Annotated in this window: 9 protein-coding genes; all 9 read left to right on the top strand. The window is 71.7% G+C overall.

All coding sequences use genetic code 11. The annotated features are described in order from the left end of the window. Positions 1–28: 28 nt before the first annotated feature. The 9 genes from ftsW to C8K30_RS00470 all read left to right on the top strand — a co-directional run bounded on the left by ftsW (position 29) and on the right by C8K30_RS00470 (position 9,520). Positions 29–1,261 (top strand): putative lipid II flippase FtsW, encoded by a 1,233-nt coding sequence (gene ftsW / locus C8K30_RS00510; protein ID WP_108490953.1) that lies wholly within the window; start codon positions 29–31, stop codon positions 1,259–1,261. A 106-nt stretch (positions 1,262–1,367) separates the two neighbouring features. Next, on the top strand, positions 1,368–2,528 hold the full coding sequence (gene murG / locus C8K30_RS00505) for an undecaprenyldiphospho-muramoylpentapeptide beta-N-acetylglucosaminyltransferase (protein WP_369939329.1): 1,161 nt from the start codon (positions 1,368–1,370) through the stop codon (positions 2,526–2,528). After that, complete coding sequence (murC, locus tag C8K30_RS00500) at positions 2,525–4,063, top strand: UDP-N-acetylmuramate--L-alanine ligase (RefSeq protein WP_233256891.1); 1,539 nt, start codon at positions 2,525–2,527, stop codon at positions 4,061–4,063. Before murG ends, murC begins: the two co-directional genes overlap by 4 nt. Continuing rightward, on the top strand, positions 4,063–5,091 hold the full coding sequence (locus C8K30_RS00495; protein ID WP_108490951.1) for a cell division protein FtsQ/DivIB: 1,029 nt from the start codon (positions 4,063–4,065) through the stop codon (positions 5,089–5,091). The genes murC and C8K30_RS00495 overlap by 1 nt, the downstream gene beginning before the upstream one ends. 209 nt (positions 5,092–5,300) lie before the next feature. Further along, positions 5,301–6,650, top strand: coding sequence for a cell division protein FtsZ (gene ftsZ / locus C8K30_RS00490; RefSeq protein ID WP_108490950.1), 1,350 nt, complete (start codon positions 5,301–5,303; stop codon positions 6,648–6,650). A gap of 22 nt (positions 6,651–6,672) precedes the next feature. After that, a complete protein-coding gene (gene pgeF / locus C8K30_RS00485) occupies positions 6,673–7,467 on the top strand; it encodes a peptidoglycan editing factor PgeF (RefSeq protein WP_233256890.1) in 795 nt (264 codons plus the stop codon). A 268-nt stretch (positions 7,468–7,735) separates the two neighbouring features. Further along, a complete protein-coding gene (locus tag C8K30_RS00480) occupies positions 7,736–8,206 on the top strand; it encodes a cell division protein SepF (RefSeq protein WP_108490949.1) in 471 nt (156 codons plus the stop codon). Positions 8,207–8,335: 129 nt separating this feature from the next. After that, positions 8,336–8,614 carry a YggT family protein gene (locus C8K30_RS00475; RefSeq protein WP_108491824.1) on the top strand — a complete coding sequence of 93 codons (279 nt, stop codon included), beginning with the start codon at positions 8,336–8,338 and terminating at the stop codon, positions 8,612–8,614. A gap of 264 nt (positions 8,615–8,878) precedes the next feature. Beyond that, positions 8,879–9,520, top strand: coding sequence for a DivIVA domain-containing protein (locus tag C8K30_RS00470; protein ID WP_108490948.1), 642 nt, complete (start codon positions 8,879–8,881; stop codon positions 9,518–9,520). Positions 9,521–9,706: the final 186 nt, after the last annotated feature.

Here is a 9,706-nt window from a genome sequence, read left to right as displayed (position 1 = left end):
TGCTCGCTGAGCCGCGGGAGGGGTAGGGATGGCCACGACGAGCACGAGCCGCAGCGCTCCCGAGCGCCCGTGGCTCGGCCAGTGGAACTCGACGGTGACCAGCTACTACCTCTTGGTGGGCACCACGGGCCTGCTGACCGTGATCGGGCTGATCATGGTGCTGTCCAGCTCGACGGTGACGTCTATCGCCGAGGGCGAGTCCCCGTACGCGGCGTTCCTGGTCCAGGCGCAGTACGCGCTGATGGGGCTGCCCGTGCTCCTGGTCGCCGCGCACCTGCCGGTCCGCTGGTACAAGCGGCTCGCGCTGCCCGGGCTCGTCGTGGCCCTGGTGCTGCTCGTCGCGGTGATCTTCCTGGGCGAGATCAGGAACGGCCAGCAGAACTGGCTGTCGCTGGGCCCGTTCTCGTTCCAGCCGTCGGAGCTGGCCAAGCTCGCGCTCGCCGTCTGGCTCGGCACCGTGCTGGGCCGCAAGCAGGCGCTGCTGGGCAGCTGGTCCCACGCGATCCTCCCGGCGGTCCCGGGCGCCGTGGTGGTCCTCGGGCTGGTGCTCGGCGGGGGAGACCTGGGCACGGCGCTCGTGATGGGCCTGCTGGTGGCGGGGGCCTTCTTCGTGGCCGGCGTGCCGATGTCCCTGATGGGGCTCGGCGGCGCGCTCGCGGCGTTCGTCGTGGGGTACGTGTTCATCGTGCAGCAGTCCTCCGGGGACCGGCTGCGGCGCATCATCGCGACGTACGGCGCCGAGTGCGACACGTCGTCGGAGTGCTACCAGTCGCTGCACGGACTGTTCGGGCTGGGCACCGGCGGGCTGTGGGGCGTGGGCCTGGGCGGGAGCCGCGAGAAGTGGAACTACCTGCCCGAGGCGCACAACGACTTCATCTTCGCCGTCATCGGCGAGGAGCTCGGCCTGTTCGGCACGGTGCTGGTGCTCGCGTTGTTCGCCGTGCTGGGGCTGGCGATGAGCCGCGTGATCCAGCGGCACAAGGACCCGTTCGTCAAGGTGACCACTGCCGCCGTCGGCTGCTGGATCGTGGGCCAGGCGTTCGTGAACATCGGCGTGGTGATCGGGGTGCTGCCGGTGATCGGCGTGCCGCTGCCGCTGGTGTCGGCCGGTGGTTCGGCCCTGATCACCACGATGGCCGCGCTCGGGATGGTCATATCGTTCGCCCGGACGGAGCCGGGGGCTGCCAAGGCACTCGCTGCACGCGGTAGCGTCGTCCGCAAGCCACTGGCCGTGCTGGGCGGAGCGGTCCGGAGACGGTAGAAATGTGCACAACGGCTCCATCTGTGACGAGATCCTGCACGCAGATCCCGCAGCTGGCCGTACCCGATTCGCCTGGGCGGCACGCCCGGGCGGCGACGAGAAGGTGATGATGAGCTCAGCAGTTGTGTCGGTGGTGCTCGCCGGAGGCGGCACCGCGGGCCACGTGAACCCCCTGCTCGCGGTGGCCGACGAGGTGCGGCGCCGGGAGCCCGGCGCGCGCGTGCTCGTGCTCGGCACCACGACCGGCCTGGAGGCCGAGCTCGTGCCCGCCCGCGGCTACGAGCTGCGGCCCATCCCGCGCGTGCCGATGCCCCGCCGCCCGAGCCCCGAGCTGCTGCGGCTGCCGGGCAGGCTGGCGGCCGCGGTGAAGGCCGCGGAGGACGCCATCGACGAGATCGACGCGCAGGCCGTGATCGGGTTCGGCGGGTACGTCGCCACCCCGGCCTACCTCGCGGCCAAGCGCAAGGGCGTGCCGATCGTGATCCACGAGCAGAACGCCCGGCCCGGCCTGGCCAACCGGCTCGGCGCCCGCTGGGCGGCCCGCGTGGGCCTCACCTTCGCCGGGACGCCGCTGCGCGGCGGCGTCCTCACGGGCCTGCCGCTGCGGCAGGCCATCGCTGCCCTCGTGCAGGCGCGGGAGGCCGACGCCGCGGGCGTGCGGGCCCGGGCCGCCGCCGAGCTCGGCCTGGACCCCGCACTGCCGACCCTCGTCGTCACCGGCGGCTCCTCGGGTGCGCTGAACCTGAACCGCGCGGTGTCGGGCGCCGCGGCCCAGATCCTCGCGACGGGTGCGCAGGTGCTGCACCTGACCGGCAAGGGCAAGGGCGACGAGGTGCGCGAGACCGTCGCCGCCTCCGCCGTCGACGAGCGCCGGTACCAGGTTCGCGAGTACCTCGAGCAGATGGAGCTCGCCTACGCGGTGGCCGACCTGGTGCTCTGCCGCTCCGGCGCGGGCTCGGTGGCCGAGCACGCCGCGCTCGGCATCCCCGCGATCTACGTGCCGCTGCCCATCGGCAACGGCGAGCAGCGCCTCAACGCGGCCCCGCTGGTGGAGGCGGGCGGCGGTCTGCTGGTGGACGACGCCGACCTCACCCCCGCGTGGGTGTCCACGAACGTTCCCACGCTGCTTGCGGACCGCGAGCGGCTCGGTGTCATGGCGAAGGCCGCAGGGTCGGCCGGCACCAGCGACGGCGCGGCACGCGTCGTCGATCTCGTCGAGCAAGCCGTACGGTCAGCAGGTAACGACACCTCGGAGGTCAGGTCATGAGCACCACGGTCACGGATCAGATGACGGATCAGGTCGCGAAGCTCGGCCGCGTCCACATGATCGGCATAGGCGGGGCCGGCATGTCCGTCGTCGCCCGCCTGCTCGCCGGGCACGGGGTGTCCGTGCAGGGCTCCGACGCGGCCGAGTCGGAGACCCTGGAGGCACTGCGGGCCGAGGGCATCCAGGTGTGGGTCGGCCACGACCCGGCGCACCTCACGGGTGTCGACTCCGTGGTGATCTCCAGCGCGGTGCACGAGGACAACCCGGAGCTCTCCGCCGCCCGGGCCCGTCGCCTCAACGTCCTGCACCGCTCGCAGGCGCTGGCCGCCCTCATGGAGGGGTCGCGCGGCGTCGCCGTCGCCGGCGCGCACGGCAAGACGACGACGTCGGCGATGATCGCGACGATCCTGCGCGAGGCGGGCTGGGACCCGTCGTACGCGATCGGCAGCACCGTGCGTACCGCCAACGGGTCGACGCCGGGCGGCCACCTGGGCACGTCCGACGTGCTCGTGGCCGAGGCCGACGAGTCGGACGGCTCGTTCCTCAACTACACGCCCACCATCGCGGTGGTGACCAACGTCGAGGCCGACCACCTGGACCACTACGGCACCCCGGAGGCGTTCAACGGGGCGTTCATCCGGTTCGCGCGCCGGCTGGTGCCCGAGGGCTGGCTCATCGCCTGCGCCGACGACGAGGGCTCGCTCTCGGTGGGCGCCACCATCTGCGCCACGGGCGGCCACGTCATCACCTACGGCACCAACGACACCGCACGCGTGCGGGTCACGGACATCTCCACCACGCCCGAGGGCACGACGGCGGTGCTGCGCGGCGACATCCTGGGCACCAACGAGCAGGTGGCCGACGGCGCAGGCGTGTCCGGCAACGTGCCGGGCATCCCGATGCGGCTGTCGGTCCCGGGCAAGCACAACGTGCTCAACGCGACGGCCGCCGTCATCGCCTCGGTGAAGCTGGGCGTATCGCCCGAGCAGGCGGTCGCCGGGGTCGAGGCGTTCGTCGGCACGGGCCGCCGCTTCGAGGAGAAGGGCGTGGCCGACGGCGTACGCGTCATCGACGACTACGCGCACCACCCCACGGAGATCCGGGCCATCGTCACGGCGGCCCGCGAGATCGCCGACGGCGGGCGCGTGCTCGTCCTGTTCCAGCCGCACCTCTACTCGCGCACGAGGATCTTCGCCGACCGGTTCGCCGCGGAGCTGTCGGCGGCCGACGAGGTAGTGGTCACGGGCATCTACGGGGCGCGCGAGGAGCTGGACCCGTCGGTCACGCCGAACACGATCGTCGACCTGATGACCGGCCACGGCGCCGCCTACGCGGTGCAGGACCGGCTGGACGCCGCGCACGTGATCGCCGACCTCGCCCGGCCGGGCGACGTGGTGCTCACGGTGGGCGCGGGCGACGTGACCCAGCTCGGCCCCGCCGTGCTGGCGCGCCTGGCGGGCCGCGTGGCGGGCCTCGTCGCGGGAGGTTCTGCCACTGGTGCTCGTACTTCTACCTCGGGGCTGGGCGAGGACTGATGCGGCCGCCCGCGCGCCCTCGCGCCGCGGGCACGGCACGGCCGCGCCCGGCGGACCAGGGCTCGGCACAGCAGGGAACCACGGCTCGGGAGGCGAAGGCCCGAGCTCCGCAGGCTCAGGAGCCCGACGCTCGGGCTCCTGAGCCGGGCCGGCCCGGCCGGAGGACGTCCGCGCAGCGGCATCCGGCCGAGCCGCGGTCCGTCCAGCAGCGACCGGCCCGGACGCAGCCCCCGGCGAGCCGTCCCGAAGCCGGCCGTGCGACGCCGTCGGGCCTTCGCGACGACGTGGTCTCGGACCAGCTTGCCGACCGCCTCGCCGAGCGCACCGCGATGGCCCGCTACCGCGTGTGGCGCCGGATCGGCTGGACGACGATGACCGCCGCGGTCTTGGCGGGGCTGGTGTGGGTGACGTTCTTCTCGCCGCTGTTCGCGCTCGACCCGGAGCAGGTGCGGGTGTCGGAACAGGGCACCACCGTCGACGTCGGGCAGGTGCGCGAGGCCGTGACCGACGAGGCGGGCGTGCCGCTGCCGCGGATCGACACGGTGGGCCTGCGCGAGGAGATCCTCGCGATGAACGCGGTCAAGAACGTCCGGATCACGCGGACCTGGCCGGACGGGCTGGAGGTGGCCCTCACGGCGCGCGAGCCGGTCGCCGCGGTGCCGCAGCCGGGCGACGTCTACGCCCTGATGGACGCCGAGGGCGTGCGCGTCGGCACGGCGGAGGACGTCCCGGACGACCTGCCCTCGATAGTGGTATCGCTCTCCGACGCCGAGGCCGGCCGGCGCGCACTGGACGCGGCGCTCGCCGTGCTGGGCGCCCTGCCGCCGAAGCTTGCGGCCGACATGCAGACGGTGAGCGCGGCGACCCAGGACGACGTGCGCACGACCCTTGCCGACGGGCGCGTGATCCGGTGGGGGAGCGGCGCGCAGGTGCCGCTCAAGATCAAGGTCGCCCAGACGCTGCTGCGGGCGGAGCCGTCGGCGATGACCATCGACGTGTCGTCGCCCGACCTGCCGGTCACGCACTGAGCCGGGTCCGCACGACCTCGGAATGACATCGGTGTGATTTCTCGCGTGCATCGTTGCGCGACACGCGCAACGATGTCTTCGACACACCCCGGCGGCACACCTACCGTCGAACTCAGCAGCAACCTGACATAACTCTAACCCTCTACCTCAGCCTGAGACTTGGGAGGGATGAGAGTCGGGACTCGGGACCCGAATCGAAAGGCGACGACGTGGCAACTCCGCAGAACTACCTGGCAGTGATCAAGGTGGTCGGCATCGGCGGCGGTGGTGTGAACGCCGTCAACCGCATGATCGAGGTCGGCCTCAAGGGCGTCGAGTTCATCGCGATCAACACAGACGCGCAGGCGCTCCTGATGTCGGACGCCGACGTCAAGCTGGACGTCGGGCGTGAGCTCACGCGCGGCCTCGGTGCCGGCGCGGACCCGGAGGTGGGCAAGAAGGCCGCCGAGGACCACGCCGAGGAGATCGAGGACGTCCTGCGCGGCGCCGACATGGTCTTCGTCACCGCGGGCGAGGGCGGCGGTACCGGCACGGGCGGCGCCCCTGTCGTGGCGCGGATCGCTCGCGCGCTCGGCGCGCTGACCGTCGGCGTCGTGACGCGTCCGTTCACGTTCGAGGGCCGCCGTCGCGCCGTGCAGGCCGACAGCGGCATCGAGAACCTCCGCGACGAGGTCGACACGCTGATCGTCATCCCGAACGACCGGCTCCTGTCGATGTCGGACCGGAACGTGTCCGCGATCGCGGCGTTCCACTCTGCCGACCAGGTCCTGCACTCCGGTGTGCAGGGCATCACGGACCTCATCACCACCCCCGGCCTGATCAACCTGGACTTCGCGGACGTGAAGTCGGTCATGCAGGGGGCGGGCTCGGCGCTCATGGGCATCGGCTCGGCACGGGGCGAGGACCGCGCGGTGCAGGCCGCCGAGCTGGCGATCTCCTCGCCGCTGCTCGAGGCGTCGATCGACGGCGCCCACGGCGTGCTGCTCTCCATCCAGGGTGGCAGCGACCTCGGCCTCTTCGAGGTCCACGAGGCCGCGCGCCTGGTGCAGGAGGCCGCGCACCCGGAGGCGAACATCATCTTCGGTACGGTTATCGACGACGCGCTGGGCGACGAGGTGCGGGTCACCGTCATCGCCGCGGGCTTCGACGGCGGCCTGCCCAAGGAGCGCAAGGACAGCCGGGCGCTCGGTCAGGTGTCGGGCGCGGTCGGGGCCGGTGCGGTGGCTACGCGCAGCCCCGCGACGGCGCCGGTCCCGCTGCCCGACATGTCGGACGCAGCCCGTCGCGCCCCCGAGCAGCACGGCGTGAACGGCATGCCGCCGTCGGTCCCGCCGACGCACCAGCCGGCCCCGGTGTCGACGCTGCCGCGCGTGATCGACGACGAGGGTTCGGACGACGTGCCGCGCACGCTGGACGAGCCGGCCGTCGTGGTGCAGGGCTCGTTCAACCGGCAGGAGGTCACGCGCGAGAACGGCGAGCGCGTCGAGGTCCCGCCGCTGTACGACGAGAACCCGCGCCGGTCGTCGGAGGACCTGGACGTCCCCGACTTCCTGAAGTGATCGGCCGGGTACCCTCACACTCGTGAGCGACACCCGGATCCTTGCAGGCGTGCACCCCGTCGATCTCGGCGACGGGGTGCACGCCTTCTTCACGACCGGCGCGGGCGGCGTCTCGCCCGCCCCGTGGTCGACGTCGGGCGGTGGCGGCGGCCTGAACCTCGGCCTGAACGTGTCCGACGACGCGGCGCGGGTGGCGGTCAACCGTTCCCTGGCCGCCGAACGGCTCGGCGCGCCGGTGGCGTTCGCCACCCAGGTGCACGGTGACGTCGTGCTCGAGCTGGGTGCTGCCGAGCGCGCGCTGTGGGCCGGCCGCCGACCGCCGGGGTCGGCGGGGGAGGGCGACGCGCTCGTCACCTCGGAGCGCGGACTGGGCCTCGGCGTCCTGGTCGCGGACTGTGTGCCGGTGCTGCTGGCCGACCCGGAAGCGCGGGTCGTCGGGGTCGCGCACGCGGGACGCAAGGGCGTCCTGGCCGGCGTGGTGCACCGCGCCCTGGACGCGCTGGTCGCTCGGGGCGCCGACCCCGCGCGCGTGCGCGCCGCCGTCGGGCCCGCGGTGTGCGGGCGGTGCTACGAGGTGCCGGCCGCGATGCGTGACGAGGTGGCCGCGGCCGTACCCGAGGCCTTCGCGACGACGAGCGATGGCACGCCCGGCCTGGACCTGCCGTCCGGGGTGGTCGCGCAGCTCGCTGCGCGGGGCGTCGTGGCGACGCGCGTCGAGCGCTGCACGCTCGAGGACCCGGAGCTGTTCTCGCACCGCCGCGCGAGCGCGGCCGGCACCACCACGGGGCGGCAAGCCGGCATCGTCGCGCTCCGCTGACCGTCCACGCCCGCGTCCGGCGACCTCGCGACACGCCGATAATGCCCTTCTGACCTGCGAAATCACACAGATGTCGTTTTTAACGAGCAATCGCTGAACAACTTTGGCAAAGTTGTTCGTGGCACGGCGTGTCGCACTTCCGGGTCGGATTGCGCCGGGCTACTTTTGCCAAGGCGACCTCGATCAGGGGTCAAGGTCGGACCTGTTGTACGGGCCCGCTGGACACGGACAGAAGGACGCACAGCAGGCGACGAACGGAGAATGAGCGATGGCCGGAGCGCTTCGCAAGACCATGCTGTATCTGGGCCTCGCCGACGATCAGGGCGAGCAGGAGTACCTCGACGAGTACGACGAGGGCCTGGAGGAAAACGTGGAGGATCACCGGCACGCACAGGTCACGCCGTTGCACCGCGACGGTGTGCCCCGTGAGGCCCTGTCCTCCTCGGAGCTGCGCCGCATCACGACGGTGCACCCGCGGTCGTACAACGACGCACGGAGCATCGGCGAGGCCTTCCGCGCCGGAACCCCCGTCATCATGAACCTCTCCGACATGGACGACGCCGATGCCAAGCGCCTGGTCGACTTCTCCGCCGGCCTGATCTTCGGTCTGCACGGCTCGATCGAGCGGGTGACCAACAAGGTCTTCCTGCTCTCCCCCGAGCACGTGGAGATCGCGGCCGAGGAGCAGGCGCCCACTGAGAAGCCGAACGGACGCGGCGGCTTCTACAACCAGAGCTGACCCGACACACGAGACCATGGGTGAGGGGCGGCCGCTGCTGCGGTCGTCCCTCACCCATGTCCGTCTCTGCGCTTGTCCACCACTGGCGCTTCACGCGTTTTCCGGTCCGGACGCGTTAGATTGTCCTTCGTGATCTGGGACTTCATCGGCTTCGTGCTGTGGCTCTTCCTGCTGTTCCTCATCGGACGGCTCATCTTCGACTGGGTACAGTTCTTTGCTCGGGACTGGCGGCCACGTGGCGTGCTGCTCGTGGTCGCGGAGGCGATCTACACCGTCACCGACCCACCGCTGAGGTTTCTGCGCCGCCTGATCCCGCCGCTGCGGCTGGGGCAGGTTCAGCTGGACCTGGCGTTCATCGTCCTGTTCTTCGGCGTCTCGCTGCTCTCGTCGCTGATCGGCCAGCTCTAGGGTCGCCGGTCACGTGTTGAATCTGTGCGGGTTCAAGGCGGGCCCGATCGGCGTCTGGCCGCCGGACGCGCGAAAACATTGACCGGGGCATGGATATGGCCTGGGGTGACGCGGCACACTCTGTGAGGAAATCGTGCCCGGAGGTGCTCCCGGTGTCCCGCGCCGATGTCGTCCGCTACCGTGGGCTTCGACGGAGGGCGCGCAGCTGGGCAGCTCCGACGTCCGAGATCTGCGTTCCTACGTTCTAACTTTCGAGGTGACACGATGGCACTGCTTACTGCAGAGGACATCCTCAACAAGAAGTTCTCCGCGACGAAGTTCCGCGAGGGCTACGACGTCGAGGAGGTCGACGACTTCCTCGACGAGGTCGTGCGGACCCTGACCAACGTCCAGGAGGAGAACGAGGGGCTCCGGCAGAAGGTCGCGGCAGCGGAGCGGCGTATCGCGGAGCTGTCGCGCAACGACGCCGCGGCCCCCGCTCGCTCGCAGGCCGCACCGGTCGCGGCGCCCGTCATGCCGACAGGTCCCGCCGGCCCCAAGGGCAACGGCCCGGAGCCCGAGTCGGCGACCGGGATGCTCCAGCTGGCCCAGAAGCTGCACGACGACTACGTGCGCTCCGGCCAGGAGGAGGGCGACCGCCTCATCACGGAGGCCAAGACCGAGGGTGCGCGCATCGTGCGCGACGCCGAGGAGACGTCCCACCGCACGCTCTCCCAGCTCGAGCAGGAGCGTTCGCTGCTGGAGCGCAAGATCGACGAGCTGCGCCTGTTCGAGCGCGACTACCGCACGCGGCTGAAGAGCTTCCTGCAGAACCTGCTGGGCGACCTGGACGCACGTGGATCGGCCCTGCCGCCGCGGAACAACCAGCAGTCCGGCCGGCCGGCCGAGATGGCCCAGGGAATCTGACGGCAGAGTCTCACTTTGTCGAGCACGGCGGCCGGGTGTCCCCACCTCACGGCCGGCCGCCGCGCGCGACATGCCATGCGCCCACATGATTGGGGCACGCCACATCGGCGTGCCCCGTTGTGCGTATGGCCGCATGTGCTTACGCTTCGTGCACTTGACCACCGGGGGCGACCGCGAAGGGGAACC

Origin of the sequence: Promicromonospora sp. AC04 (genome assembly GCF_003058225.1) — a bacterium.
In the GTDB taxonomy this organism is placed as follows: domain Bacteria; phylum Actinomycetota; class Actinomycetes; order Actinomycetales; family Cellulomonadaceae; genus Promicromonospora.
This window is presented reverse-complemented; position numbering and strand designations above follow the sequence as displayed.

Bases quoted from the DNA above. Each gene is read 5' to 3' on its own strand.
- ftsW (WP_108490953.1), top strand. From the start codon at position 29: ATGGCCACGACGAGCACGAGCCGCAGCGCTCCCGAGCGCCCGTGGCTC.
- murC (WP_233256891.1), top strand. From the start codon at position 2,525: ATGAGCACCACGGTCACGGATCAGATGACGGATCAGGTCGCGAAGCTC.
- C8K30_RS00470 (WP_108490948.1), top strand. From the start codon at position 8,879: ATGGCACTGCTTACTGCAGAGGACATCCTCAACAAGAAGTTCTCCGCG.
- C8K30_RS00495 (WP_108490951.1), top strand. From the start codon at position 4,063: ATGCGGCCGCCCGCGCGCCCTCGCGCCGCGGGCACGGCACGGCCGCGC.
- C8K30_RS00480 (WP_108490949.1), top strand. From the start codon at position 7,736: ATGGCCGGAGCGCTTCGCAAGACCATGCTGTATCTGGGCCTCGCCGAC.
- murG (WP_369939329.1), top strand. From the start codon at position 1,368: ATGATGAGCTCAGCAGTTGTGTCGGTGGTGCTCGCCGGAGGCGGCACC.